This window comes from Pedococcus sp. P2_D7 (genome assembly GCF_056404295.1).
Window position 1 is genome coordinate 384,239 of the sequence record NZ_JBFUEH010000001.1, and the last position, 24,166, is coordinate 408,404.

General features: G+C 71.1%; 27 protein-coding genes and 1 tRNA gene. 16 read left to right on the forward strand and 12 right to left on the reverse strand.

The genetic code is table 11. The features are described from left to right. Positions 1-53: 53 nt before the first annotated feature. Genes mshC through AC1DWJ_RS01890 form a run of 4 tightly spaced genes read right to left on the reverse strand, consistent with a single transcriptional unit; the run spans position 54 to position 3,392 of the window. Positions 54-1,301, reverse strand: a complete 1,248-nt coding sequence (gene mshC, locus AC1DWJ_RS01875; protein ID WP_477619859.1) for a cysteine--1-D-myo-inosityl 2-amino-2-deoxy-alpha-D-glucopyranoside ligase — start codon at positions 1,299-1,301, stop codon at positions 54-56. A 22-nt stretch (positions 1,302-1,323) separates the two neighbouring features. Then, positions 1,324-2,196, reverse strand: coding sequence for an SCO1664 family protein (locus AC1DWJ_RS01880; RefSeq protein WP_477619978.1), 873 nt, complete (start codon positions 2,194-2,196; stop codon positions 1,324-1,326). Continuing rightward, positions 2,133-2,672, reverse strand: a complete 540-nt coding sequence (locus tag AC1DWJ_RS01885) for a DUF3090 domain-containing protein (protein WP_457255308.1) — start codon at positions 2,670-2,672, stop codon at positions 2,133-2,135. The genes AC1DWJ_RS01880 and AC1DWJ_RS01885 overlap by 64 nt, the downstream gene beginning before the upstream one ends. Positions 2,673-2,681: 9 nt before the next feature. Continuing rightward, positions 2,682-3,392 carry an MSMEG_4193 family putative phosphomutase gene (locus AC1DWJ_RS01890; RefSeq protein ID WP_477619860.1) on the reverse strand — a complete coding sequence of 237 codons (711 nt, stop codon included), beginning with the start codon at positions 3,390-3,392 and terminating at the stop codon, positions 2,682-2,684. Between the two features lie 58 nt (positions 3,393-3,450). Between AC1DWJ_RS01890 and corA the strand changes: the two genes are divergently transcribed. Continuing rightward, positions 3,451-4,431, forward strand: coding sequence for a magnesium/cobalt transporter CorA (gene corA, locus AC1DWJ_RS01895; protein WP_477619861.1), 981 nt, complete (start codon positions 3,451-3,453; stop codon positions 4,429-4,431). An 18-nt stretch (positions 4,432-4,449) separates the two neighbouring features. Here corA and AC1DWJ_RS01900 read toward each other — a convergent pair whose 3' ends face one another. Beyond that, a complete protein-coding gene (locus AC1DWJ_RS01900) occupies positions 4,450-5,307 on the reverse strand; it encodes an undecaprenyl-diphosphate phosphatase (RefSeq protein ID WP_477619862.1) in 858 nt (285 codons plus the stop codon). A gap of 52 nt (positions 5,308-5,359) precedes the next feature. Then, on the reverse strand, positions 5,360-6,418 hold the full coding sequence (locus AC1DWJ_RS01905; protein WP_477619863.1) for an LLM class F420-dependent oxidoreductase: 1,059 nt from the start codon (positions 6,416-6,418) through the stop codon (positions 5,360-5,362). Positions 6,419-6,482: 64 nt separating this feature from the next. Between AC1DWJ_RS01905 and AC1DWJ_RS01910 the strand changes: the two genes are divergently transcribed. Continuing rightward, a complete protein-coding gene (locus AC1DWJ_RS01910) occupies positions 6,483-7,421 on the forward strand; it encodes an aldo/keto reductase (protein WP_457255313.1) in 939 nt (312 codons plus the stop codon). Positions 7,422-7,425: 4 nt separating this feature from the next. Here AC1DWJ_RS01910 and AC1DWJ_RS01915 read toward each other — a convergent pair whose 3' ends face one another. Continuing rightward, on the reverse strand, positions 7,426-7,779 hold the full coding sequence (locus tag AC1DWJ_RS01915; protein WP_477619864.1) for a hypothetical protein: 354 nt from the start codon (positions 7,777-7,779) through the stop codon (positions 7,426-7,428). A gap of 39 nt (positions 7,780-7,818) precedes the next feature. Here AC1DWJ_RS01915 and AC1DWJ_RS01920 point away from each other — a divergent pair, with 39 nt between their 5' ends. Then, positions 7,819-8,004 carry a DUF5703 family protein gene (locus tag AC1DWJ_RS01920; RefSeq protein WP_057377450.1) on the forward strand — a complete coding sequence of 62 codons (186 nt, stop codon included), beginning with the start codon at positions 7,819-7,821 and terminating at the stop codon, positions 8,002-8,004. A 44-nt stretch (positions 8,005-8,048) separates the two neighbouring features. Here AC1DWJ_RS01920 and AC1DWJ_RS01925 read toward each other — a convergent pair whose 3' ends face one another. Beyond that, entirely contained in the window at positions 8,049-8,774 is a 726-nt protein-coding gene (locus AC1DWJ_RS01925) for a hypothetical protein (protein ID WP_477619865.1), read from the reverse strand. 119 nt (positions 8,775-8,893) lie between these two features. Continuing rightward, complete coding sequence (locus AC1DWJ_RS01930) at positions 8,894-10,234, reverse strand: M20/M25/M40 family metallo-hydrolase (protein WP_477619866.1); 1,341 nt, start codon at positions 10,232-10,234, stop codon at positions 8,894-8,896. Positions 10,235-10,383: 149 nt separating this feature from the next. On the opposite strand from AC1DWJ_RS01930, the gene AC1DWJ_RS01935 reads away from it, so the two are divergent. Then, positions 10,384-10,471: transfer RNA gene (locus AC1DWJ_RS01935), tRNA-Leu, on the forward strand. Positions 10,472-10,521: 50 nt separating this feature from the next. On the opposite strand, the gene AC1DWJ_RS01940 is transcribed toward AC1DWJ_RS01935, so the two are convergent. Then, complete coding sequence (locus AC1DWJ_RS01940) at positions 10,522-11,706, reverse strand: phosphodiester glycosidase family protein (protein ID WP_477619867.1); 1,185 nt, start codon at positions 11,704-11,706, stop codon at positions 10,522-10,524. Positions 11,707-11,854: 148 nt separating this feature from the next. Between AC1DWJ_RS01940 and AC1DWJ_RS01945 the strand changes: the two genes are divergently transcribed. Together AC1DWJ_RS01945 and AC1DWJ_RS01950 are read left to right on the forward strand one after the other, a co-directional pair. After that, positions 11,855-12,583, forward strand: a complete 729-nt coding sequence (locus tag AC1DWJ_RS01945) for a sulfite exporter TauE/SafE family protein (protein ID WP_457255318.1) — start codon at positions 11,855-11,857, stop codon at positions 12,581-12,583. Between the two features lie 105 nt (positions 12,584-12,688). Beyond that, entirely contained in the window at positions 12,689-12,871 is a 183-nt protein-coding gene (locus tag AC1DWJ_RS01950) for a hypothetical protein (RefSeq protein ID WP_056921044.1), read from the forward strand. Positions 12,872-12,886: 15 nt separating this feature from the next. Here the strand turns inward: AC1DWJ_RS01950 and AC1DWJ_RS01955 are convergent, their stop codons facing one another. Further along, complete coding sequence (locus AC1DWJ_RS01955) at positions 12,887-13,849, reverse strand: anti-sigma factor RsbA family regulatory protein (RefSeq protein WP_457255319.1); 963 nt, start codon at positions 13,847-13,849, stop codon at positions 12,887-12,889. 197 nt (positions 13,850-14,046) lie between these two features. On the opposite strand from AC1DWJ_RS01955, the gene ald reads away from it, so the two are divergent. The 9 genes from ald to AC1DWJ_RS02000 all read left to right on the forward strand — a co-directional run bounded on the left by ald (position 14,047) and on the right by AC1DWJ_RS02000 (position 21,442). Continuing rightward, a complete protein-coding gene (gene ald, locus AC1DWJ_RS01960; protein ID WP_457255320.1) occupies positions 14,047-15,168 on the forward strand; it encodes an alanine dehydrogenase in 1,122 nt (373 codons plus the stop codon). 49 nt (positions 15,169-15,217) lie between these two features. After that, positions 15,218-16,750, forward strand: a complete 1,533-nt coding sequence (locus tag AC1DWJ_RS01965; protein WP_457255321.1) for an ATP-dependent DNA ligase — start codon at positions 15,218-15,220, stop codon at positions 16,748-16,750. 101 nt (positions 16,751-16,851) lie between these two features. Then, entirely contained in the window at positions 16,852-17,040 is a 189-nt protein-coding gene (locus AC1DWJ_RS01970) for a hypothetical protein (protein ID WP_457255322.1), read from the forward strand. Positions 17,041-17,098: 58 nt separating this feature from the next. After that, entirely contained in the window at positions 17,099-17,542 is a 444-nt protein-coding gene (locus tag AC1DWJ_RS01975) for a MarR family winged helix-turn-helix transcriptional regulator (RefSeq protein ID WP_477619868.1), read from the forward strand. 30 nt (positions 17,543-17,572) lie between these two features. Then, complete coding sequence (locus AC1DWJ_RS01980; protein ID WP_477619869.1) at positions 17,573-18,787, forward strand: MFS transporter; 1,215 nt, start codon at positions 17,573-17,575, stop codon at positions 18,785-18,787. Positions 18,788-18,961: 174 nt separating this feature from the next. After that, a complete protein-coding gene (locus tag AC1DWJ_RS01985; protein WP_477619870.1) occupies positions 18,962-19,600 on the forward strand; it encodes a hypothetical protein in 639 nt (212 codons plus the stop codon). After that, positions 19,555-20,130 (forward strand): hypothetical protein, encoded by a 576-nt coding sequence (locus AC1DWJ_RS01990; protein WP_477619871.1) that lies wholly within the window; start codon positions 19,555-19,557, stop codon positions 20,128-20,130. The genes AC1DWJ_RS01985 and AC1DWJ_RS01990 overlap by 46 nt, the downstream gene beginning before the upstream one ends. Before the next feature lie 161 nt (positions 20,131-20,291). Then, a complete protein-coding gene (locus AC1DWJ_RS01995) occupies positions 20,292-21,059 on the forward strand; it encodes a HipA family kinase (protein WP_457255327.1) in 768 nt (255 codons plus the stop codon). After that, entirely contained in the window at positions 21,056-21,442 is a 387-nt protein-coding gene (locus AC1DWJ_RS02000) for a DUF3037 domain-containing protein (RefSeq protein WP_457255328.1), read from the forward strand. Before AC1DWJ_RS01995 ends, AC1DWJ_RS02000 begins: the two co-directional genes overlap by 4 nt. A gap of 10 nt (positions 21,443-21,452) precedes the next feature. Here AC1DWJ_RS02000 and AC1DWJ_RS02005 read toward each other — a convergent pair whose 3' ends face one another. Then, a complete protein-coding gene (locus tag AC1DWJ_RS02005; RefSeq protein WP_477619872.1) occupies positions 21,453-22,265 on the reverse strand; it encodes a TrmH family RNA methyltransferase in 813 nt (270 codons plus the stop codon). Positions 22,266-22,397: 132 nt separating this feature from the next. Here AC1DWJ_RS02005 and AC1DWJ_RS02010 point away from each other — a divergent pair, with 132 nt between their 5' ends. Beyond that, positions 22,398-24,164, forward strand: a complete 1,767-nt coding sequence (locus tag AC1DWJ_RS02010) for an Ig-like domain-containing protein (protein WP_477619873.1) — start codon at positions 22,398-22,400, stop codon at positions 24,162-24,164. Positions 24,165-24,166: the final 2 nt, after the last annotated feature.

Sequence of the window (24,166 nt, forward strand, 5' to 3'; positions counted from 1 at the left end):
TGCCTCTTCAAAACGGTGGCTCTTCAGACGGTGCCTTTTCAGACGGTGCCTCTTCAGACGCGGACGCCGAGGATGGCGTCGAGCGCGCGGGCGAGCACGCCGGCCGCGGTGCCGTCCGTCCCACCGCGGGTGAGGGTCTGCTTCGCCCAGGCGTCCACGGCCCCCAGCGCGCCAGGGGTGTCGAGGTCGTCGGCGACCCGCGTACGGATGGCTTCGACCACCTGGGCCGAGTCGGGGGCCGAGTTGACCGACAGCGCCGAGCGCCAGGTGTCGAGGCGGGCCTGGGCCCGCTCGAGGACCGCGTCGGTCCAGGACCACTCGGTGCGGTAGTGCTGTCCGAGCAGGGCCAGCCGGATCGCCATCGGGTCGACACCGTCGGCCAGCAGCTTGGAGACCAGGACCAGGTTGCCCTTGGACTTGCTCATCTTCGCGCCGTCCAGGCCCACCATCGCCTGGTGGGTGTAGGTCCGGGCGAACGGTCGCTGGTCGGTCAGCACGACGGCCTGGGTGGCGCTCATCTCGTGGTGCGGGAAGACCAGGTCGGTGCCACCACCCTGGACGTCGAAGGCCATGCCCAGGTGGTCCAGCGCGATCGCGGTGCACTCGATGTGCCAGCCCGGACGACCCTGCGGGAGCCCCTCGACGGCCCACGACGGTTCGCCGTCGCGGGCGGCCCGCCACAACAGGGGGTCGAGCCGGTCGCGCTTGCCCGCCCGGTCGGGGTCGCCACCACGGTCGGCGAAGACGGCCAGCATCTGCTCGCGGGTCCAGTTGGAGACCGCCCCGAACCCCACGTCGGTCGAGATGTCGAGGTAGAGGTCGTCGCCCTCGGAGTCCGGGGTGTCGACCGAGTAGGCGGCGCCACGCTCGAGCAGGGCGCGCACGGCAGCACCCACCGGCTCGATGCTCTCGACGACGCCCACGTAGTGGTCGGGCGGGATGACGGCCAGGGCGGTCATGTCCTCGCGGAAGAGGGCGATCTCCTCCGCCGCCAGGTCCTCCCAGTCGACGCCGTCGCGGGTGGCGCGCTCGAGGAGCGGGTCGTCCACGTCGGTGATGTTCTGCACATACTCCACATCGTGCCCGGCGTCGCGCAGCGCGCGCCCCAGGACGTCGAACGTCACGTACGTCGCCGCGTGGCCCAGGTGGGTCGCGTCGTAGGGCGTGATCCCGCAGACGTACATCCGCGCGGTCGGGCCGGGCGTGATCGCCCGGACCGCTCCGGTCGCCGAGTCGAAGACCTGCACGGGGTGGCCGGTGCCGGGCACGGCGGGAAGGAACGGGGTGGGCCAGGAGATCACAGCGGAAGCCTACGGGGAGGGCTCAGAGCGGCGGCCACGGGATGGCCGGCCAGTCACCGGACGGCACCGGGTATGCCGCGTGGTCGAGCAACGCGACGCACCGGGCCTGCAGGGCGGTCACCTCGACGGGGGTGAGCAACGGGGCGAGGTCGGCTCGCAGGGGGGACCCGCCGTCGGCCAGGGCGTCTCTCACCCGGGTGATCCGGATGAGGTCGTCGTCCGGGAGCGGCTGTCCGGCGAAGCCCCACAGGACGGTGCGCAGCTTGGGGTCCTCGTGCAGGCTCACCCCGTGGTCGAAGCCGCGGAGGCGCTCGCCTTCGCGGACCAGGTGCGACCCCTTGCGGTCGGAGTTGTTGATGACCGCGTCGAACGCGGCGACGGAGCGGACCACCGGGCTGTCCTCGTGGACGACGACCACCGGCCGGCCCCGCTCGTCCTCGCCGCTCAGCACGGCCAGCCAGCCCGGCGGCACCGCGTCGGGCGTGACCAGGTCGACCACGTACTCAGGGGCCGTCTCCGGGTCACCCACCCAGCGCTGCACCGAGCCCGGACCTCGTGGCCCGTCGCGCAGGACCGTCTCGGGCACGACGTCCCACCCGCCGGTCGAGCTGATCAGGTGGGCGGCGACCTCGCGGGCGGCCAGCGACCCGTCCGGGAAGTCCCAGAGCGGTCGTTCGCCCCGGATCGGCTTGTAGATCGCCAGCGGTCCCTCGTCGTCCTCGAGCCGGACCAGCAGCGCGAGGTTCGAGGCGTCGGCCAGCGCTCCCAGCACCACCAGGTCTGCGCGCGTCAGGAGGTCGAGGGAGACCGACGGGCCGCCTGCGGGCTGGGTCAGCGCTTGTACCCGTTCGAGCGCGGGCAGATGTGCCCCTCGGGTTCGAGCGGGCCACCACAGAACGGGCAGGGCGGTCGCCCCGCGGACACGACGGACTGGGCCCGCCTCGCGAATGCGCGGGCCCTGGAGGGTGGCAGCACGACCCGCATCTGTCGCGGCTCCTCGGCGAGGACCTCCGGGTCGACACCCGCCTCCGGGTCGTCAGGGTCGCGGTCGAGGGCCTCGATGATGATCACCTGTCTGTCCTCGTCCCAGGCCAGGCTCAGGGTCGTGACCCGGAAGTCGTCCTCGATGGGGGTGTCGAGCGGCGCGTTGTCGACCACCTCGGCGGTCGCGTGGGCGGCTCCCTCGCCCCCGGCATAGCTGTCGAGCAGGTCGTTGATCCGGTCGGCGAGGACCGAGACCTGCTGCTTCTCCAGCGAGACGCTGGTCAGGCGGCGTCCCTCACTGGCCTGGAGGAAGAAGGTCCGCTGCCCCGGCGGACCGACGGTCCCGGCGACGAACCGGTCCGGTGGATCAAACTCGACGAGCCCCATGGCAAAACTCTAACCGGCTCCCCCACCGACGGTTGCGTCGCCCGACTCCGGGGCCTCCGCCGGTGTCTCCGCCGGGGGCTGGAAACGCGTGAGGTCGGGCGCGAGGTCGTTGGCGGCCAGGAGGAAGGTGTGCCGGCTGCCGTAGCGCACGACCGACACCGAGGCGGGGTCCGCGGTGTAGCGCTGGAAGCGGGCCAGACCCGACCCGGTCGCCTCGGCCAGCGTGGCCTTGAGCAGGTCGCCGTGCGTGACCGCCACCCACAGCGCGGACTCCCCCGACGCGGCCCCCACCTCGGCGTCGTGACGCCGCACGGCAGCGACGACCCGGTCACTCATCTCGCGCAGGCTCTCCGCGGCATACCGGTCGTCGTCGGGGAACCGCGCGACCTCGGGGTCGTCCTGCACGGTCCGCCAGAGCGGCTCCTTGGCCAGGTCCTTGAGCGCCCGGCCGGTCCACGCGCCGTAGGCGCACTCCTGCAGGTCGTCGTCGACCGTGACCTCGACGCCGGCCGCGGCTGCGAGGGGCCCCGCTGTCTCGAGGCAGCGTTCCAGGGGGCTGCTCACCACGCGCACGACAGGGAGGTCACGGAACCGCTCGGCCAGCTGCGCGGCCTGCTCCCGCCCCCGATCGGTGAGGTGTATGCCGGGTAGCCGGCCCGCGAGGACTCCGTCCCCGTTGGCGCTCGAGTGGCCGTGGCGGACCAGCAGGACGGTGGGCACGTGCGCACTCTACGGCGCGCTTCTCGCGGGACCGTCGCGGACGTGGTGAAGTAGCCCCGTGATCGTGGACCAAGCCATCTACCGCCAAGGCCAGCGGCACCCGTGCGGCGACCTCAGCGACGCCCTCGAGGACCTGCGCGGCGGCGACGACCCGCACGCGTTCCTCTGGATCGGGCTGAAGAACCCCACCGACGCCGAGTTCGACCTCGTCAACGACGAGCTCAAGCTCCACCCGCTCGCGGTCGAGGACGCCGTCAAGGGCAACCAGCGACCCAAGGTCGAGCTGTACGACAACACCATCTTCGTCGTGATGAAGACCTTGCGGTACATCGAGGAGACCTCGGACGTCGAGACCGGTGAGGTGATGCTGTTCGTCGGCGACCGGTTCGTCGTGACGGTGCGACGAGGCGAGGCCAACCCCCTCGCGGGGGTGCGCCAGGCCCTCGAGGGCAATGTCGCCAGCCTGCGTCACGGCGCCATCGCGGTCGTCCACGCGGTGATGGACAGCATCATCGACAACTACGTCTCCATCGACGCCGAGCTCCAGAAGGACCTCGAGGACATCGAGGCGTCGGTCTTCTCGGGCAGCAACAAGGTCAGCTCGTCGACGATCTACCGGCTCAAGCGCGAGGTCCTGGAGTTCCGGCGGGCCGCCGTGCCCCTGGCCGCGCCACTCAAGATGCTCCACGACGGGTCGCGCTCACCGTTGCCACAGAAGGAGGTGCGCCTGCTCTTCCGCGACGTGGCCGACCACCTGCTCGCCGTGATCGACCACGTGGAGTCCTACGACCGGCTGCTCACCGACATCCTCAACGCCCACCTCGCCCAGATCTCGGTCCAGCAGAACTCCGACATGCGCAAGATCTCGGCTTGGGTCGCCATCGCCGCCGTACCCACGATGATCGCGGGGATCTACGGCATGAACTTCGAGAACATGCCCGAGCTGAAGTGGCACTACGGCTACTTCATCGTCGTGGGCATCATGGGCGCCGCGTGCCTGGGGCTCTACCGCGCGTTCCGCAAGTCCGGCTGGCTGTAGGACCGCCGGCCGGCCGACCTAGGTGGCGGTCATCCATCCGGCGGCGAGCACGACGACCAGCACGAGCCCGAGGGCGACGCGGTACCAGACGAAGGCCGTGATCTTGTTGCTGCTCACGAACTTCAGCAGCCACGCGATCGACGCGTAGGCGACGATGAACGACACGATGACCCCGACGATGATCGGGCCGACGCCGAGCAGCTTGAGGTGGTCGGTCTCGCTCAGCATCTCGAAGATGCCGGCCGCCGTGAGGGCCGGGATCGCCATGAAGAAGGACAGCCTCGTCGCCGTCAGCCGGTCGAGGCCCCGGAACAGGCCGGCGGAGATGGTCGCACCGGAGCGGGACACCCCGGGCACCAGCGAGGCGCACTGCACGAGCCCGATGACGAGCCCGTCGATGAGGGTCACCTGTCCCTCCCCGCGCTCCTCGCCCCGCGTCGTCAGCATGGCGTGACGACTCTCGGCGAGCCACATGACGGCGCTCCAGGCGATGAGGGCGGCAGCGACGACCCACAGGCTGCGCAGGCCCCCGCTGATCAGGTCCTTGGCCGCGAAGCCCACGATCCCCACCGGGATCGAGCCCACGATGACCGCCCAAGCGAGCTGGTAGTCGTGGTGGGTGCGGGCCTGGGCGCTGCCGAGACCGGCGAACCAGGCGCCGAGCAGCCGGACGATGTCCTTGCGGAAGTAGAGCAGCGTGGCAAAGATCGCGCCCAGCTGGATGACCGCCGTGTAGGCGGTCACCCCGGGGGCGTCGACCGTGAGGCCGAGCAGCTTCTCCGTGATGGTCAGGTGACCCGTGGAGGAGACCGGGAGGAACTCGGTCAGGCCCTCCACGATGCCGAGGATCAGGGCGTCGAGATAGCTCAGGGTCAACGGTCTGCTTTCCGTTCGGTCGGGTGTGGCCGGGAGCGGTGCGGCGCCAAGGTCAGAGGCTAGTCTCCCCCATCAGCTCGGCCATGGTTCGCACGACATGCAGCCGCTCCTCGAGCCCTCCGGCGAACGGCGCGACCGAGAGCGTGCCCGTGCCGGCCTCGGCATACCTCGACATCCGGTCGCGGATCCGGTCCCTCGGCCCGATGAGCGAGGTGGCGTCGATGAACTCGAACGGCACGGCGGCTGCGGCGTCCCGGTGCTGCCTGGCGAGGAAGAGGTCCTGCACCTGCGCCGCCGTCTCCTCGAAGCCCATCCGCACGGCCAGCTGGTTGTAGAAGTTCTGCTCGCGGGAGCCCATGCCGCCGATGTAGAGGGCTGCGTAGGGACGGATGGCGTCAGCGGCCGCCGCCACGTCGTCGGCGATGACGACCGGCACCGACGGTGCCAGGTCGAACCCGTCGAGCGGGTCCTCCTCGGTCCCCTTTCCCGCGCGACGTCGGCCCGACACCACCGACTGCACGAGGTCGCCCGAGTGCTCCGGGCTGAAGAAGATCGCGTGCCACCCGTCGGCCACCTCACCGGCCAGCTCGAGGTTCTTCGGGCCGACGGCCGCGAGGTAGATGGGCAGGTCGGGGCGCGGCGGGTGGACGGTGAGCTTGAGGGCCTTCCCGGGGCCGTCGGGCAGCGGCAGCGTGAAGTGCCGCCCGGCGTACGCGAGGCTCTCGCGGCGCAGCGCCATGCGCACGATGTCGACGTACTCGCGGGTGCGGCCCAACGGGGCGGCGAACGGGACGCCGTGCCACCCCTCGCTCACCTGCGGACCACTGACGCCGAGCCCCAGCCGGAAGCGACCCTTCGACAGCGTGTCGAGGGTCGCGGCGGTCATCGCCGTCATGGCGGGCGTGCGGGCCGGGATCTGCATGACCGCGGCCCCCAGGTCGATCCGCTCGGTCAGCGCCCCGATCCAGGAGAGCACGGTGGGCACGTCCGAGCCGTACGCCTCCGCGGCCCACGCCACGGCATACCCGAGGCGGTCGGCCTCCTGCGCGACGGCCACGTTGTCCTGGTCCACACCCATGCCGAAGTAGCCGAGGTTCACTCCGAGTTCCATGGGAGCGAGGTTAGCGGCGGGTGCGCCGCAGGAACCCGGCGTGGGCCGACTACCGTACGGAACCATGCGTCAGCGACGAATGGGCAGCTCCGGTCTCTCGGTCTCCCGTCTTGCCCTCGGCACGATGACCTGGGGCCGCACGACCGACGAAGAGGGCGCCCGCGAGCAGCTGCGCACGTTCCTCGACGCGGGGGGCACCTTGGTCGACACGGCCCACGGCTACTCCGACGGCACCTCCGAGGAGATCATCGGCCGGCTGATCGAGGACGACGTGCCGCGCGAGGACCTCGTCATCTGCACCAAGTCGGGGATCTCTCGGCGATCGGGTCACCGGGTCGTCGACACCTCACGCCACAGCCTGCTGAGCCAGCTCGACACGTCTCTCGAACGCCTCGGCACCGACCACGTCGACCTGTGGCTGGTCCACACCTGGTCGGACGAGGCTCCCCTCACCGAGACGCTCTCGGCCCTGGAGTGGGCCGTCAACACCGGCCGGGCGCGCTACGTCGGCGTCTCGAACTTCAGTGGGTGGCAGGTCGCCCGGGCCATGTCGCTGCTCGAGCAGGCGCGAGTCCCGTTGGTGGCCAACGAGGTCGAGTACTCCCTGACCAACCGGACGGCCGAGCCGGACCTGCTTGCCGCCGCCCAGGCCCTCGGGTTCGGGCTGCTCCCCTGGTCTCCGCTGGGTCGCGGTGTCCTGACCGGCAAGTACCGCAACGGGATCCCTGCGGACTCCCGAGCCGCGTCACGCGACTTCCCCCGCTTCACCGCCCGCTACCTCGACGACCGCAGCACGGGCATCGTCGAGGCGTTGGCCATCGCGGCCAAGGGACTCGACGTCAGCCCCACCGAGGTGGCCCTGGCCTGGGTGCGCGATCGCCCGGGCGTCGTCAGCCCGGTGGTCGGGGCGCGCACCACCGCGCAGCTGCGGACCTCACTGGCGAGCGAGTCGCTGGAGCTCCCGGAGGAGCTGGTGGCCGCTCTCGACGAGGTGTCGGTTTGAGCCCTCAGGCCTCGTCGTAGTCCGCGTCGTCCAGGCCTGAGTAGACGCTGCCGTCGCCGTCCTCGTCGCCGTGGTCGTCGAGCTCCTCGTCGTCGTCGTCCGAGTCATCGTCGTCCGAGTCGTCGTCCGAGTCATCGTCGTCGTCGTCCTCGTCGTCACCGTCGTAGATGTCGAGCGGCGTCATCTCGCCGTAGGCCTGGAGGAGGGCGTCGTCGTAGGACGCGAACGCGTCGGCCAGGTCGTCGTAGGCCGCGATGACGGTCGGGTCTTCCTCGCCCCGCTTGGAGGCCGACGCCTCGAGGTGCCGCTCGAACGCGGTCATGAGGTTGGCCAGCGCGCCACGCGGGTCTGCGGTCATGGCTCGACGGTATCGGGTTCTGGGGCAAAATGGCGCTCGATGGTTGAGTACGAGTACCGCGTGGTGAGCTTCACCCGAACCGATTCACGATCCGACATCCGGCGGACGTTGACCGAGCATGCCGAGTACGGCCACTGGGAGCTGCACCGCACCCGCATCTACCTGGGTGGCCAGCAGCGGACCTGGTTGCGCCGCAAGATCATCCGCGCACCTCGCCCGCACTGACGGCGTCAGTGCGGGCGAGCCCCACAGCGGTCCTCGGCGCGCGCTCACCGGACGACTGCGAGCAGGTGTGCCTTGCGCAGGAACGCGAGGCCGAGGGCGATCAACCCTCCCGCCACCACGAGAGTCGGCGCGATCTCGGTCCCGGTGAAGGCCAGCGACGTCGGTAGGCCCGAGCGAGGGTCGGCCGGGCCTCCAGAGCCCGGGCCCGTGGCGCTCGGCACGGCCGACTGCTGCGAGGGGGCTGGGTCACCAACGGCCTTCGGGCACGGGACGACGAGCGGCTGCAGCGGCACCCCCGCCTCCACCAGCTCGGCGATGACGTCGTGGTCGAGGACCACGATGGTCGCCCGAACCGGCAGCACGTCCTGGGGGACGCGGGCACAGACGCCGAGGAACTCCGCCACCGCCGCGTCCACAGCGGCGACGTCGTCGTCAGCAGGAGCCCGCACCTCGGCGCTGGCGCCGGGGTCGTCCTGCGCTTCGCCCGACGGGTCCTGGCCCGGGAGCCCGGGAAGTGCGGGTGGTGCCGGCACCGACGGCAGCGCCGGAGGGCCCGGAGGCGGGCTCGGCAACGCGGGAGCGGCAGTGCCACCGAGCAGCCGGGTGACGGCCGCGGTGGCGGGGTCCGTCACCGTGGTCAGCGCACCACCGAGCGGGGCGGGCGGCGTCGCGGCTCCAGCCGCTCCGGCCGATGACAACCAGACGAGGCCGCCCACCGCCACCGCCCCTCCCAGCCGCGCCAGGTGGGGGCCCGAGAACCTGTGTGCCATCTACTGCTCCTGCCGTCGCGTGGACTCTCATGAGGTCAAACGACGGGCACCACCTGCGGGCTACGCCCACGCATGGCAAAGATTCGGTATGCCGCGGGGCCAGCCCCGCGGCATACCGCTCAGCAGGTGGCGATGAAGCGCTGGAGGACGCGCGTGCCGAACTCGAGCGCGGCCACCGGGACCCGCTCGTCGATGCCGTGGAACATCGGCGCGAAGTCGAGGTCGGCCGGGAGCTGCAGCGGCGCGAACCCGTAGCCGGTGATGCCGAGCTTGCTCAGGGCCTTGTTGTCGGTGCCTCCGGACAGGCAGTAGGGCAGCACCTCGGCGCCAGGGTCCTGGGCCAGGAGGGCAGCCTTCATGGCGTCCACCAGCGGACCCTCGAACGGCGCGTCCAGGGCGATGTCACGGTGCACGATGTCGACGGTGACGTGCTCGCCGGCGAGCTCGCGGATGGTGTCGAGGAGCTCGTCGTCGTGACCGGGCAGGAACCGGCAGTCCAGGGAGGCCGAGGCACTCTGGGGGATGACGTTGTGCTTGTAGCCGGCCTCGGCCATGGTGAAGTTCGCGGTGTCCTGGAGCGTCCCGCGGACGAACCCCTGGGCGCCACCGAGGTGGTCGAGCAGCTCGTCGAGGTCCTCGTCGGAGTAGGACGTGCCGGTGAGGTCGGACAGCCCGTCGAGCAGCTCGCGGACCGAGGCGATGTACTCCCGCGGCCACTTGTGCTCGTTGACCCGGGTGATCGCCTCGGCGAGGCGGACCAGGGCGTTCTCGTCGTTGGGCACCGAGCCGTGGCCGGCGCGGCCGTGGGCGGTCAGGCGCAGCCAGAGGATGCCCTTCTCGGCGGTCTGCACGAGGTAGGCGCGGGTCTGGCCCTGGGTGGTCGGGATCGTGACGCTGTAGCCGCCGACCTCGGAGACCGCCTCGGTGACCCCCTTGAAGAGCTCGGGGTGGTGGTCGACGACGTGGTGGCTGCCCTTGACCCCACCGGCCTCCTCGTCGGCGAAGAACGCGAAGACGATGTCGCGCGGCGGCTTGGCCCCACGACGGGCGAGGTCGCGGATGTTGGCCAGGATCATCGCGTCCATGTCCTTCATGTCCACCGCGCCGCGACCCCAGATGCAGTCGTCGCGCAGCTCGGCGGACAGCGGGTCGACCTGCCAGTCGTCCGCGTTGGCGGGCACGACGTCGAGGTGGCCGTGGATGCAGAGGGCCGGCCGCTCGCGGTCCTCCCCCTCGACCCGGACCACCACGCTCGTGCGGCCGGGGTCGCTCTCGACCACCGTGGGATCCAGCCCGACCTCGCGCAGCTGGGCCACGACGTAGTCGGCGGCCTCGCGCTCCCCCGGCCCGCTGCCGTCGCCGTAGTTGGTGCTGTCGATGCGGATCAGGTCGCGGCACAGGCGCACGACCTCGTCGACGGGGCTGGTGGGCTGGCTGCTGGGCTCGGTGACCTCGCTCATGACGTCCAGACTAGGCGCGTCGGGTAGGCCGTGCCCGTGACGTTCACCCGGGTTCCGTTGAGGGCTGGGCCGTTTGGGAGTTGGGGTGGCCTGCGTGCTATCGTTCCGGGTCGCAGCAGGCGCTCCCCAAGGGGCCTGCGAAGCACCTTGTCCGGGTGGCGGAATGGCAGACGCGCTAGCTTGAGGTGCTAGTGCCCTTTATCGGGCGTGGGGGTTCAAGTCCCCCTCCGGACACCACAGCGAGGACCCCGACACCCACCGTGTCGGGGTCCTTCTGCGTGGGCGGGTCAGCCGGCGGAGAAGACGTTGGGGACGGCCCGTTGCCACTCGGTGCCGGCCCGGTCCAGTCGGATCACCGTGCCAGTGGCCGTGCGCGCCACCATGGTCGTCGAGCCACCACCGTCGAGGTTCGTCGCATCCCAGGATCCCAGCGTGGCCAGGTAGTCGGCCATCTGGTGGATGGTGGCGCCGCCGTAGCGCACCCCGTCGACGGTGGCTCGGCCGGAGACGGTGACGAAGAGCAGGTCACCGCTCTTGGTCCACCCGATGGCGGTGCGCGGCCGCAGCAGCTCGTCGCGGCTGGTGCAGGCGCCGCCGTCCTTGACGCCCCGGTTCAGGAACCGGGCTCCGCGCCCGACGGCCTCGTAGACCGGGAACGGGGCGTCGGTGGAGGCGTGGTAGCTGATGGACACGCTCGTGCCGATCCGGAAGGTGGCCAGCCAGCTCCCGGCCGTGCCGGTGGCCGTCAGGATGGTCTGCCCGGAGGCGGCGGCCTGCCCGCGCGTGGTGCCGGTGCGGACCGCCACGACCTTGCCTCCCGCCACGACGACGTCGGCAGTGCCATAAGGACGACGGGCCTTGCCCCACGACGGCGTGTAGGCGTTGATGCCGCTGCCCGACAGGCTCTGCCAGTTGAGCCCGGTCACTGCCCTGTAGCCATGTCCGGAGGCGGTGACGGTGCCCGTGATCCACAGCCGCGACGGGGCGGAGCGCCCGTCCTTGGCGGTCACGATCGCGGGGTCGTGCGTGGACCGTGCCTTGCGGAGCCAGCCGGAGGTCATCTGCGGCAGGTCGGGCATGGCTCCGACGGTCGGGTTGAACACGCCGCCGTTGACCATCACCACCGAGGTCGGTGCCTCGAGGAAGTACGCCGACGGGATGCGTGAGGTGTTGAGGGTCGACGCTCCGCGAACGCGCGGGTTCGCCGCAGTGGAGGCCGGCACGGTGACGGCCACGATCCGCGTCGACGCCTGCGGGTTGCTCGGGGTCGGCCCGGTGTCCCAGATGCGGGCCGTCGCGCCACCGGCGAGCTTGGTCACGGTAGGCGTGCGCGACAGCAGGGTCGGCGTGGCCCGACACGTCGCCGCGTCCGCGGCCTGTGGCGTGGCCAGGGTGACGGCGCCGGTCAGGCCGGCCACCACGGCCACGGCGGCGCTCAGCGCCACAGGCGTGCGCCAGGTGCGAGCAGTCATCGGTACCGGGTCCTTCGTCGTGCGCAGCCCGGGGGTCGGCTGCTTCACCCGGAAGGGTGCCGTACCCGGGCCGGGGCGCACCAGCGTTCCCGGGAATGGGGGCCGAACACCTGAGGGGGCCGCTTCTCGCAGTGGCTAGGGTCGCAGGGTGCTCGAGGCCCTGCTGCTCGTCGTCGCGGCGCTGCTGATCGGGTACGCCAAGACCGCGATCGGCGGTCTCGCGAGCATCAGCGTCGCCATCTTCGCGAGCGTGATGCCGGCCAGGGAGTCGACCGCGGCGATCCTGTTGCTGCTGATGATCGGCGACGTGGTGGCCGTGTGGCACTACCGGCGCGAGGCCGACTGGGGTCTGTTGCGCCGCCTCATCCCCGCGGTGCTCCCGGGACTCGCCCTCGGCGCGGCCTTCCTCGCCGTGGTCGACGACGCCGTCCTGCGTCGGTCCATCGGGGTGCTCCTGCTCGTGCTGGCCGCCCTCCAGCTGGCCCTGCGCTGGCGGTCGCCCGACGTCGGCCGGGTCGGCAGGTCCCGCACGGCCGCGGTCGGCACCGGCATCGCGGCCGGCTTCACGACCATGACGGCCAACGCGGCGGGTCCCGTGACGACCCTCTACCTCGTGGCGCAGGGGGTCGAGAAGCTGCGGTTCCTCGGGACGAGCGCGCTGCTCTTCTTCGGCGTGAACCTCTGCAAGCTGCCCTTCAGCATCGGGCTCGGGCTGTTCGGTCCCCACACCGTGCAGCGCACCCTGCTCCTGGCGCCGTTCGTCCTGCTCGGGGCCTGGGCGGGGCTCCGGACGGTGCAGCGGCTCAGTCAGGAGCGGTTCGACCAGTCCGTCCTGCTGGCGTCGGCGGTGGCCGCGGTCGCGCTCATCGTCCGCTGAGGGCGGTGCGCTTCCTCAGCCGTTCGGCCATTCCCGGTCGTGAACTCGGCTGACCCCCGGCGCGTCCGCCCACGGCGCAATCGTCTGCCTCCTACCGTCGAAGACGTGAGCACGCAGACCATCCACCGCACCACCAGCCACCACCCGCGCGTCCTGCGCGGGGCGCGGGGCTGGCTGTGGGTGTGCGACTGCGGCAGCGCGTCGTGCCGGACCCCCGCCCAGGCCCCGTTGCCCTGGCGCTCGGCCCTGATCGGTGCGCTGCTGCACTCGTCCACCATCGCGCCCTGACCGAGGACTCCGCTCCTAGAGCCAGGTGTGCACCCGCACCGTGGTGCCCGCCACGGACGACCGCAGCTGCACCAGGTCGCACAGCTGGTTGACCATCCACAGTCCGCGGCCGTCGGGCTCCTCGGTGCCCGGCGCGAGCCGGCCCGCCAGGGGATCAGCGACGACCCCGTCGTCGGTGACTTCGCAGACCAGCGTCTGGCTCGTCCTCCAAAGCCTCAGGGTGCCCGTCCCCCGTCCGTGCACGACGGAGTTGACGCCCAGCTCGTGCAGAGCCAACCCGAGGTCGGCGGCGCGGTCGTCGGCGATGCCGCAGACCCGCGCCACGTGCAGCGCCAGGTCTCGCACCGCCCTGATCGTCTCAGGGGTGATGGCCCGCACGATGGTGGCCGACGGAGCCGCCGGCAGCGGCGACGCGAACGCGACGGCCCCCAGGTCGTGGCCGCCGTAGGAGTCATTGGTGCGGGCCGTGCCATCGCTGCCGGCGACCCAGGGGTGCGTGTGCAGGGCTTCCGAGACGACCTCGTCGGTCAGGGCGTCGACCTCGTAGGGGCAGCGCAGCCACAGCGGGGCGGTCGCCGGGATGGCGTCGTTGAGCAACGCCTCGTGCAGCTGGCACTCGGTGACCTCGACTCCGGTGCGACCCGCCCAGAGCGGCTCACCCACCCCGCGTGAGGGCCGGTCACCTGCTTCGGCGACGAAGTCCACCCAGGCCTGGATGATGCAGGCCGGGTTGGACCCGAGCGTCTCCATCTCGGCGAACCGCACCTGCGTGGCGGCCTCCCCGAGCGCGGCCTGCACCGCCCGGAGACGCACGGCGGGAAGAGCCACCAGGGTCGCCTCACCCGCCAGCACTCCCTGCCGCACGAAGTCCGCGGCGGCCGCGACGAAGGACCGCTGTCCCGACCACAGCATCATGTCGTGCACGTAGCCGTCGTGGGCGCGCTCCATCATCGGGCTGGGCGTGCTCGTCATGCTCATGATGACTCCGTGCGCGGTGGCCCCGGGTGACAGCTCCCCGGACTCCCGTCAGGCTACGCCCGCGTCGGGCCGGGCGAGGGGGAAACGCTTCGAGAGGTTTCCGGCTCATCGGCCCCTGCCGTCTGGGAGGCTGAGGTTGGCAGGCTGGCGCATCTCCGCCATTGTTCGAGGACCACTGCAACCCCCTGGAGGCTTTGATGAAGGTCGGCATTCCGCGCGAGGTCAAGAACAACGAGTACCGCGTCGCGATCACCCCGTCGGGCGTGCACGAGCTCGTCGTCCACGGCCACGAGGTCTTCATCGAGAAGGACGCCGGCGTCGGGTCGTCCATCCTCGACGCCGACTACACGGCTGCGGGCGCCACGATCCTCGACACCGCCGACGACGTCTGGGGCACCGGCGACCTGATCCTCAAGGTCAAGGAGCCGATCGAGCCCGAGTACCACCGGATGCGTGCGGGCCAGACCCTCTTCACCTACCTGCACCTCGCGGCCGACAAGCCGCTCACCGAGGAGCTCGTCAAGCGCAAGGTCACCGGCATCGCCTACGAGACCGTCGAGCTGCCCGACCGCTCACTGCCGTTGCTGGCGCCCATGTCCGAGGTCGCGGGGCGGCTCGCGCCGCAGGTCGGGGCCCACACGCTGATGCGTGCCCAGGGTGGCCGCGGCGTCCTCATGGGAGGCGTGAGCGGGGTGTATGCCGCGAAGGTCGTCGTCATCGGCGCCGGCGTCTCCGGCATGAACGCCGCCGCCATCGCGCTCGGGATGCAGGCCGAGGTGCTCCTGCTCGACCGCGACATCGCCAAGCTGCGCCACGCCGACGCGATCTACCAGGGGCACTGCCAGACGGTGGCCTCCAACACCTACGAGATCGAGCGGGCCATCGAGGACGCCGACCTCGTCATCGGCGCCGTCCTCGTGCCGGGGGCCAAGGCCCCCAAGCTCGTGACCAACGAGCAGGTCTCGCGGATGAAGCCCGGCTCGGTGCTCGTCGACATCTCGATCGACCAGGGCGGCTGTTTCGAGGACTCACGCCCGACGACGCACGCCGACCCGACCTACCAGGTCCACAACTCGGTGTTCTACTGCGTGGCCAACATGCCCGGCGCGGTGCCGCACACCAGCACCTACGCACTGACCAACGTCACCCTCCCGTATGCCGTGCAGCTCGCCAACCAGGGGTGGCGTGACGCCCTCGCGGCGAACCGCCCCTTGGCGTTGGGGCTCAACACCCACGACGGTGCGGTCACCTACGCCCCGGTGGCGGAGGCGCACGGGTTCGACTCGACCGACCTGCAGACCATCCTCGGCAAGGCCTGACACCCGGCTGACCCACGGCGCTGTCACCCGCCACGGCTAGGTTCGGATCGTGCTCTTCGCCCACGTCGTCGCCGCCTCGGCGGCAGCCACCGCCACCCGGTCCCGGTTGGCCAAGACTGCCGCCGTGGCGGACGCGTTGCGCGCGGCCGGCCCCGAGGACGCGGCGACGGTCGCGGCATACCTGTCCGGGGTGCTGCCGCAACGACGGGTCGGGGTGAGCTGGCGAGGCCTGGCCACCCTCCCGACCCCCGCGGCGGAGGCCACCGCGACCGTCAGCGAGATCGACGCAGCGCTGGGCAAGATCGCGCTGATCGCCGGCAGCGGCTCCGGGGCCGCGCGTTCCACCGCGGTGCAGGCGCTGTTCGGTCGGCTGACCGAGCAGGAGCAGGACTACCTCCGGGCGCTGGTCACCGGCCAGGTGCGGCAGGGTGCCCTGGACGGCGTCATGCTCGCCGCCATCGCGCAGGCAGCCGACGTGCCCGAGGCCGCCGTGCGCCGTGCCACCATGCTGGCCGGATATGCCGCGCCCGTCGCCGTCGCCGCCCTGACGGGCGGTGTCACAGCGCTCGACGACATCCACCTCGAGGTCGGACGGCCATTGCGCCCGATGCTGGCCGCCTCCGCGCCCGACGTCGAGGCAGCCTGGGAGCAGGTGGGTGACACCTCGCAGGGGGTGGTGGTCGACGGCAAGCTCGACGGCATCCGGCTGCAGGCCCACCGTGACGGTGCCGACGTGCGCCTCTTCACGCGGTCGCTCGACGACATCACGGACCGGCTGCCCGAGGTGGTCGAGGCGGTCCTGGCGCTGCCGGCCTCCCGGCTCGTCGTCGACGGTGAGGCCATCGCCCTCGACGGAGCGGGACGCCCGCTGCCCTTCCAGCAGACCGCTTCTCGCACGATGAGCAGCACCAACGTCGACGAGCTCAGGGCTGCCGTGCCGGTGACGCCCTACTTCTTCGACCTGCTCCACCTCGACGGCGACGACCTGCTCGAGCTCCCCGCGGCCGAGCGCTTCGACCGGCTCGCCGCCCTCGTCCCACCGGTCAGCCTGGTGCCGCGCATCACCGCGGCCAGCCCGGCTGAGGCGACGGCGTTCTTCGACCAGCTCGTCCGCGACGGTCACGAGGGCGTCGTGGTGAAGTCGCCGAGCGCCCCCTATGCCGCCGGTCGCCGCGGCGCCGGCTGGGTCAAGGTGAAGCCACGGCACACCCTCGACCTGGTGGTGCTGGCGATCGAGTGGGGCAGCGGTCGCCGCAAGGGCTGGCTCTCCAACATCCACCTCGGTGCGCGCGACCCGGAGACCGGCGGCTTCGTCATGCTCGGCAAGACGTTCAAGGGCATGACCGACGAGATGCTCCAGTGGCAGACCGAGCGCTTCACCGAGCTCGCGACCGACGGCACCGACGGCTATGTGGTGCCGGTGCGTCCCGAGCAGGTCGTCGAGATCGCCTTCGACGGCATCCAGACCTCGTCGCGCTACCCCGGCGGGATGGCGCTGCGGTTCGCGCGGGTGCTCCGCTACCGCGACGACAAGACGGCCGACGAGGCCGACACCATCGACACGGTTCGCGCGCTGCGCTGAGTCCCGGTCGGGGTCTGCGCGGACGTATCAGGCGCGACCTCACCGTCCTCCTTGAGTCAGGACGTGCCGCGGGGGGCGGCACGGACGAGGGGGACAGAACCATGGGGACACGACACACCACCAGGGGCGACATCGCCCACCACCACCCGCACGTTCTGCGGGTGAACTTCGGCACGTGGCGCTGGCAGTGCGAGTGCGGCGGCGCGTCCTGCCGCAGTGCGATCGTCCAGCTGAGCTGGCGGGAGGCCGTGCTCGGCGCGCTCAACCACGCCACCTGCCTCGCGCCCTGAGTCGCGCCGGGTCACCCCGGAGGTGCATTGCATAGGTTCTCTATGTAATGTGGGGGCCGTGACCGATCGCGACGAGCTGGGCAACAGCGTCCTGCGTTCCGCCGCACGGCTGACCCGCTGGGCCTCCCGCAACGCGACCTTCGACGTCCCGATGGCCCAGACCCGGCTGCTGGCCCTGGTCGAGGAGCTCGAGCCCGCGCGGATCAGCAGTCTGGCTGCCGCCGACCACACCAGCCAGCCGACGATGAGCATCCAGGTGCAGCGCCTCGAGGCGGAGGGCTGGACCAAGCGCGTGCCCGACCCGGCCGACGCGCGCGCCAGCCTCGTCTCGCTCACCGCCGTCGGCCGGGCCGCCCTGGGGCGGGCCCGTCAGGCGCGTCTGGAGGCCCTGTCCCCCGCGTTCGACCAGCTCGACGCCGAGGCCATCAGCCGGCTCGAGCTCGCCGTCGCGGCCCTCGACGACCTGCTCGCCCGCGCGGCGAGCACTGCACCCACCCCCTGATCCCCCACCAGAGAGAAGCCTGAACCCACCATGTGGCGCCAACCCAAGACCGTCTGGTCCGTCGCCTTCGCCTGTGTCATCGCCTTCATGGGCATCGGCCTGGTCGACCCCATCCTCAAGCCCATCGCCGACGACCTCGGAGCCAGCGCGTCGCAGGTCTCGCTGCTCTTCACCAGCTACATGGCGGTGATGGGGGTCGCGATGCTCGTGACCGGCTGGGTGTCCAGCCGCACCGGAGCCAAGCGGACTCTCCTGCTCGGGCTCGTCGTCATCATCATCGGCGCGGGCCTGGCCGGGGCCCAGGACTCGATCGGCGGGATCGTCGCGTTCCGCGCGGTCTGGGGCCTCGGCAACGCGCTCTTCATCGCGACGGCCCTGGCCACCATCGTCAGTGCCGCCCGCGGCTCGGTGGGCCAGGCGATCGTCCTCTACGAGGCGGCCCTCGGCGTCGGCATCGCCACCGGCCCGCTGCTCGGCGGGTGGCTGGGCGGACACTCGTGGCGCTGGCCGTTCTGGGGCGTGTCCGCGCTGATGGCGGTGGCCCTGGTCGCGATCCTCACCACCCTGCCGGCGACGCCACCGACCGGCCCCCGCAGCAGCATCTCCGCACCGCTCAAGGCCCTGTCGCACCGCGGCCTCCTGACCGTGGGGATCACCGCGCTGCTCTACAACTTCGGCTTCTTCACGTTGCTGGCCTTCACGCCCTTCCCGCTCGCCATGGGCGCGCACCAGGTCGGCCTCATCTTCTTCGGCTGGGGCCTCCTGCTCGCCTTCACGTCGGTGGTCGTGGCACCACGTCTGCAGCGCCGGTTCGGGACCCTGCCCGGCGTCATCGGCGCCCTCGTCGGCTTCGCCCTCATCCTGGCGGCGATGGCCATCGGCACCGACCACAAGCCGGTCCTGGTCGTCGGGGTGGTCCTCGCCGGAGCCTTCCTCGGCATCAACAACACGCTCATCACCGAGACCGTCATGAAGGTCTCGCCGGTCGAGCGCGCAGTGGCCTCGGCGGCCTACAGCTTCGTCCGGTTCGGCGGTGGCGCGATCGCCCCGTGGCTGGCCGGAAAGCTCGGCGAACGCTCGGTCCACGTGCCGTTCTGGGTCGGCTCCGCCGCGGTGCTGCTCGGCGTCGCCGTCCTCCTCACCGCACGACGGGAGATCACCGCCGTCGACCGGGAGCACGCCGACGAGACGGTCGAGCAGGCGCGTCCCCTGGAGGCCGCGGCGCTCACGGTCGGCGACGCCTGAGACGAGACGCCCGAGACCGAGTCTTCCGGGCAGCGTGGTTGCCCGCGACCATCCAGGCGGGGCGAGCGGAGAGTTAGTGCCACTGCGTCACCATTCACCAGCGCGGGCGTCCCATCCACAGGGAGGCAATGCAGCCTCCTCAGGGAGGGAAACCGAATGCGACGCGCACTATCCGTGGGGCTCGCCCTGCTGACCATGATCTTGACGGCTGTCGCCGCGGCAGGTTCGGCACAGGCGTGTGACAACACGACTCACTGCTACGCCACCGCGAGCTACACACGTTCCGGCATCAAGGGCCTCCACGCCACCATCGATCCCTATTACCTGACGTCATCCTCGGGTTACTTCACGACGGACGAAATCTGGTTGACGAGCAGCAGCGCCGCGTACTGGGTCGAAGTCGGGTACATCCGCAACTACGCCAACATCGATGGCATCAGCCAGGGCCTCAGCACTTTCTGGTTCGACTCACGACCCGGGGGCGGAACTCACGGCCACGTCCTTCAAACCAACCCGGCCCTGTCGGCGCGGACGTTCTACATCATGCAGTCATCTCCGACCACTAGCTTCGGAGTCGGAGACGGAACGGCGACCGGTACCTCGACGTCCAACACGATGACTCCCTCCTACGCCCAGGTGGGTTCAGAGACAACCACTTCATCGTCGTGCTCGCGAAGCCACGACTATTCCATGGGCTACTCGGTTGGGTCTGGCTGGGTCGGGTTTCCCAGCGCCTCGACGATCATCAACTCACCCCAACGACTTTCGTGGGTCAGCAGACCCACCAACATGGAAGCAGGTGTCTGGTGTTGAAACTCTCCCGTCCGACCCTGCACGTCGCGATCGGCGCCGCGGCGCTGGCCATCGTCGGCGTCACGCTCACCATGACCTCGGTCCACGCGCAGCCATGGTCCAGCTCGCCCAAGGACTGGTCACTGAGCGCCAAGGAGACTGCCGAAGCGCGCAAGGCCCTGATGCTCCTCGTGACCCAGTCACAACCGAACAGCACGAACACGGGTCGCGTGCACGGGGCATGGCCGAAGAACCTGACCTCGGGACGTAGCTGGGGCACAGACCGCGCCACGGCCAATGCGGCCATGGGCACCCCCGGATCCGCGCCAGCCACCGACCACCGCCCGGTCGTCTGCGTGGAAGCAAGAGGAACCTTTTCGACCTCTTCGCTCCCGCGGCCGCCGGGGGCTCCAGTCAAGACGTACAGCTACGTCACCAGCTGTTTCGACCCCACCACCGGAGACACCCTGGACATGGGCTATGACGACAAGCCCGTCACCAAGGCCTTCGCAAGCGCCCGCCCGGTCGACACCGACAGCCCACTCCCATAGCACGTAGAGAAGTCCAGCACACAGTGATGGTGTCCCCGGGAGATCCGCCCATAGCAATCAGCGCCAGTTGCGGCCGCAACTCAGTGCGTTGCAGCGTCAGGCGCACAGGCTGGCAACGGCCACAGCCCGGACCGCGACGCCCAGCCCTCTAGGCTGGCGTCGTGCTCGACGAGGTCACCGCCACGCGCTACGTCACGCCCCTCAAGGAGGGCGGGTCGCTGCCCGGCATCGTCGAGGCCGACGACCTGGGCACCTACGTGCTGAAGTTCCGCGGTGCCGGCCAGGGCCCGAAGGTCCTCGTCGCCGAGGTCGTCGTCGGCGAGCTCGCCCGCTCACTCGGCCTGAGCGTGCCACGCCTCGCCGTGGTCGACCTCCAGGCACCGATCGCCAAGTACGAGGCGGACGAGGAGGTCCAGGACCTCCTCACGGCCAGCATCGGCCCCAACCTCGGCATCGACTTCCTGCCCGGCTCGTTCGGCTACGACGGGTCGCGACCCCCGGCACCCGACACCGCCGCCGACATCCTCTGGCTCGACGCCCTCACGGCCAACGTCGACCGCACGTGGAGCAACCCCAACCTCCTGGTCTGGCACCGCAACCCGTGGCTGATCGACCACGGGGCCGCGCTGTACTTCCACCACGGCTGGCCGAGCCGTGGCGCCGACGCCGAACGGTTCGCCGCCCAGCCCTTCGACGCCAGCACCCACGTGCTGCGCGACGTCGCCTCCAGCCCGGCCGCGGCCCACGAGCGGCACGCACCAGGTCTCACCAGGGAGCTCCTGACCGAGGTGGTGGCGGCCGTCCCCGAGGTGTGGCTGGAGCAGGCACCCGGTCTCGACACCGTCGACGCGGTGCGCACGGCATACGTCGACCACTTGCTGGCCCGCGTCGCGAACCCGCCGGCCTGGCTCCCGGGTGAGGCGTCATGACCCGCCACGGCTACCAGTACGTCGTCCTCCGCTGCGTGCCGCGCGTGGAGCGCGAGGAGTTCCTCAACGTCGGTGTGGTGCTCTACAGCCAGGCCGCCGACTTCCTCGAGGCCGCCTACCGCGTCGACGAGGCGCGCCTGCGGGCGTTCGCTCCCCAGGTCAGCGTCGAGGACGTGGACCAGGCCCTGGAGACGATCTGCCAGGTATGCCGCGGGGTCACCGGCGGTGGGTTGCCCACCCTCGGTGGACTGGGACGCCGGTTCGGCTGGCTCAGTGCGCCCCGGAGCACCGTGGTGCAACCCGGCCCGGTGCACGGCGGCCTCACCGACGATCCGGCCGCGGAGCTGGCCGAGCTGCTGCGTCGACTCGTCGACCAGGCCTAGCTGTCCTGATCTAGCGCTGCGGGCGCAACGCCCAGGCGGCCACGGCACCCGCCGCAGCGACGTTGAGGGAGTCCACTCCCCCGGCCATCGGAATGGTCACGGTGAGGTCGGCCGCCTCGAGCGTGTGGTGCGAGAGCCCGTCGCCCTCCGTGCCGAGCACCAGGGCCAGTCGCTCCGGTGGGTCGGCAGCCAGCTCGTCGAGGCTCACCGCGTCGTCGGCGAGGGCCAGGGTCGCGACCGTGAACCCGGCGGCCTGCAGCTCGGCGATCCCCCCGGGCCACGGGTCGATCCGGGTCCACGGGACCTGGAAGACGGTGCCCATCGAGACGCGGATCGCCCTGCGGTACAACGGATCCGCACACCGCGGCGTCACGAGCACCGCGTCCACACCGAGGGCGGCAGCCGAGCGGAACACCGCGCCCACGTTGGTGTGGTCGACGATGTCCTCGAGCACCAGCACCCGTCGGGCGTCGGCCACCAGGGCCACGACGCTGGGCAGCTCCGGCCGCTGCATCGAGGCCAGCGCACCCCGGTGCAGGTGGAACCCCGTGAGCTGCTCGATCACGTCGTGCTCGCCGACGAAGACCGGCACGCCGTCCGCCTCGGCGTCGGCCACCAGGTCGGCGAGGTCGGTCAGCCAGCGCTCGGCCATCAGGTAGCTGCGCGGTCGGTGACCCGCTCGCAGCGCCCGGCGGATGACCTTCTCCGACTCGGCGATGTACAGGCCGCGCTCGGGCTCGGTGCGCCGTCGCAGCGCGACATCGGTGAGCGACACGTAGTCGGCCAGCCGCGAGTCGGAAGGGTCGGTGATGGCGAGGGGCACGGCGAGCAGGCTAGGCCACCACCGATTTCAGCGAAAAGCCTGCTGAGGGAGATGCCATCGGTCTAGCCTTTCCGCAGCACAGCTGCGACCGACGCAGGGTCGGCGACGGCGGTTGGTACGAGGGGGCTCGCGATGCGTGGACGGGGAATCTGGGCGCGACTGGTGACGGGCGCTGTCGTGGCTGCGCCCCTGGCCCTGGCGGCTGTCACGGCACCGGCCGTGGCCGCCGGTGAGAGCGAGACGTACGTGTCGTACGTCAGCGCGCCGGGCGACTACATCGGTCAGGGACGAAGCGCCACCCTCGCTGCTCCGACCCAGTTCAGCATCCGTGGCACCGCAGGCTCGGTCACGGTCTCCGCCGACGCGGGGTCGGAGTGGTGGGACTTCACGCTCGCAGCGCCCACTGGCCAGCAGCTGACGACCGGGTCCTACGAGAACGCCACCCGCGCTCCCTTCAACAGCACGTACGGCGGCCTCTCGGTCACCTCGACCGGACGTGGCTGCAACCAGGTCAAGGGTCGCTTCACGATCTTCGCGATCAGCGCGGACACCGCCGGACGCATCACGTCGCTCGATGCGACCCTCACACAGTTCTGCGACAACAGCACCGGAAGCCTGTCGGCCACCGTCAAGTACGCAGCCCCCTACGTCATCACCCCTGTCCTCACCTCGTCCAACCCCAGCGTGGTGGCCGACCAGCCCGTGACGCTGACCGCCAGGACGTCACCCGGCACCGCTGGCGGAGTCGTCTTCTACGACGCGACGACGCCCATCGGCCAGGGCTCCTTCGACACGAACGGCACGGCACGGCTCACCACCTCGCGACTCACCCCGGGCGCGCACTCGCTCTACGCGAAGGTCGGTACCGCCACCTCCGCCCGGTTGCTGCAGCAGGTCGCCGTCCCAGACACCTCCCTGTGGTTCGGGAGCGAGGCCGGCGACTACATCGGGCAGGGTGCCTCGGCCAGCTACCTGCCACCCACGGCCACCGTCGACGCCAGCGGTACCGCCGGGTACGCCACCGTCTCGGTGGACTCACCGGGCACCGGCCAGTGGTGGACCCTCGACGTCGCAGCGCCCCCGGGTGAGACGTTGCAGGCCGGCTCCTACACCGGCGCGGTGCGGGCGCCGTTCCGTGGGGCGGGTCAGCCCGGTCTGAGCTTCTCGGGCACCGGGCGTGGCTGCAACACGCTGACCGGTGACTTCACCGTCCACAGCATCGCGACCGACCCTGCCGGGGCGATCACCAGCCTCGACGTGTCGTTCCGGCAGTACTGCGACAACGCCGTCGCCGGGATGTCGGGGCGGGCGAGGTTCCACACCGTCGCCCCGGACCCGCGGGCCGCCACCACGACCACCGTGACCGGCGGCGCGACCAGTGACGGCGGGGTCGCCCTCACCGCGACGGTGACCGGTGGGCCCGCGGTGCCCACGGGCCAGGTGACCTTCCGCGAGGGTCAGACGACGCTCGGGACTGCAGCGCTCGACGGCGGCGGCGCGGCCTACCTGCTCGTGCCCGGGCTCCCGCGAGGGAGCCACACCCTCAGTGCCGACTACGCCGGGAGCACGACGCTCCTGCCGAGCACCGGGACGACCACGGTGGTCGTCCCCGGGATCGCGACCACGACCTCGATGTCCGTCGCCAGGACGGCCAAGACCGGCAAACCCGTGCCGGTGGCGGTCAGCGTGGCGGCCGGCTCCGGCCCCCGGCCCAGCGGGACCGTGCGGCTCTACGACGGGGTCGAGCCAGTGGGGACCGCCGCCACCTTGGTCGACGGCAAGGCCACGGTCGTCTGGACTCCAGTGGCCAAGGGCAACCACAGCCTGACGGTGCGATACCTCGGGAGCTCCACGCACGCCGAGTCGGTGTCGCCGGCCACGGTGGTCAAGGTCACCTGAGC

Bases quoted from the DNA above. Each gene is read 5' to 3' on its own strand.
- AC1DWJ_RS01885 (WP_457255308.1), bottom strand. From the start codon at position 2,672: ATGGGGCTCGTCGAGTTTGATCCACCGGACCGGTTCGTCGCCGGGACC.
- AC1DWJ_RS01905 (WP_477619863.1), bottom strand. From the start codon at position 6,418: ATGGAACTCGGAGTGAACCTCGGCTACTTCGGCATGGGTGTGGACCAG.
- AC1DWJ_RS01910 (WP_457255313.1), top strand. From the start codon at position 6,483: ATGCGTCAGCGACGAATGGGCAGCTCCGGTCTCTCGGTCTCCCGTCTT.
- AC1DWJ_RS01915 (WP_477619864.1), bottom strand. From the start codon at position 7,779: ATGACCGCAGACCCGCGTGGCGCGCTGGCCAACCTCATGACCGCGTTC.
- AC1DWJ_RS01920 (WP_057377450.1), top strand. From the start codon at position 7,819: ATGGTTGAGTACGAGTACCGCGTGGTGAGCTTCACCCGAACCGATTCA.
- AC1DWJ_RS01925 (WP_477619865.1), bottom strand. From the start codon at position 8,774: ATGGCACACAGGTTCTCGGGCCCCCACCTGGCGCGGCTGGGAGGGGCG.
- AC1DWJ_RS01930 (WP_477619866.1), bottom strand. From the start codon at position 10,234: ATGAGCGAGGTCACCGAGCCCAGCAGCCAGCCCACCAGCCCCGTCGAC.
- AC1DWJ_RS01940 (WP_477619867.1), bottom strand. From the start codon at position 11,706: ATGACTGCTCGCACCTGGCGCACGCCTGTGGCGCTGAGCGCCGCCGTG.
- AC1DWJ_RS01955 (WP_457255319.1), bottom strand. From the start codon at position 13,849: ATGAGCATGACGAGCACGCCCAGCCCGATGATGGAGCGCGCCCACGAC.
- ald (WP_457255320.1), top strand. From the start codon at position 14,047: ATGAAGGTCGGCATTCCGCGCGAGGTCAAGAACAACGAGTACCGCGTC.
- AC1DWJ_RS01970 (WP_457255322.1), top strand. From the start codon at position 16,852: ATGGGGACACGACACACCACCAGGGGCGACATCGCCCACCACCACCCG.
- AC1DWJ_RS01980 (WP_477619869.1), top strand. From the start codon at position 17,573: ATGTGGCGCCAACCCAAGACCGTCTGGTCCGTCGCCTTCGCCTGTGTC.
- AC1DWJ_RS02000 (WP_457255328.1), top strand. From the start codon at position 21,056: ATGACCCGCCACGGCTACCAGTACGTCGTCCTCCGCTGCGTGCCGCGC.
- AC1DWJ_RS02010 (WP_477619873.1), top strand. From the start codon at position 22,398: ATGCGTGGACGGGGAATCTGGGCGCGACTGGTGACGGGCGCTGTCGTG.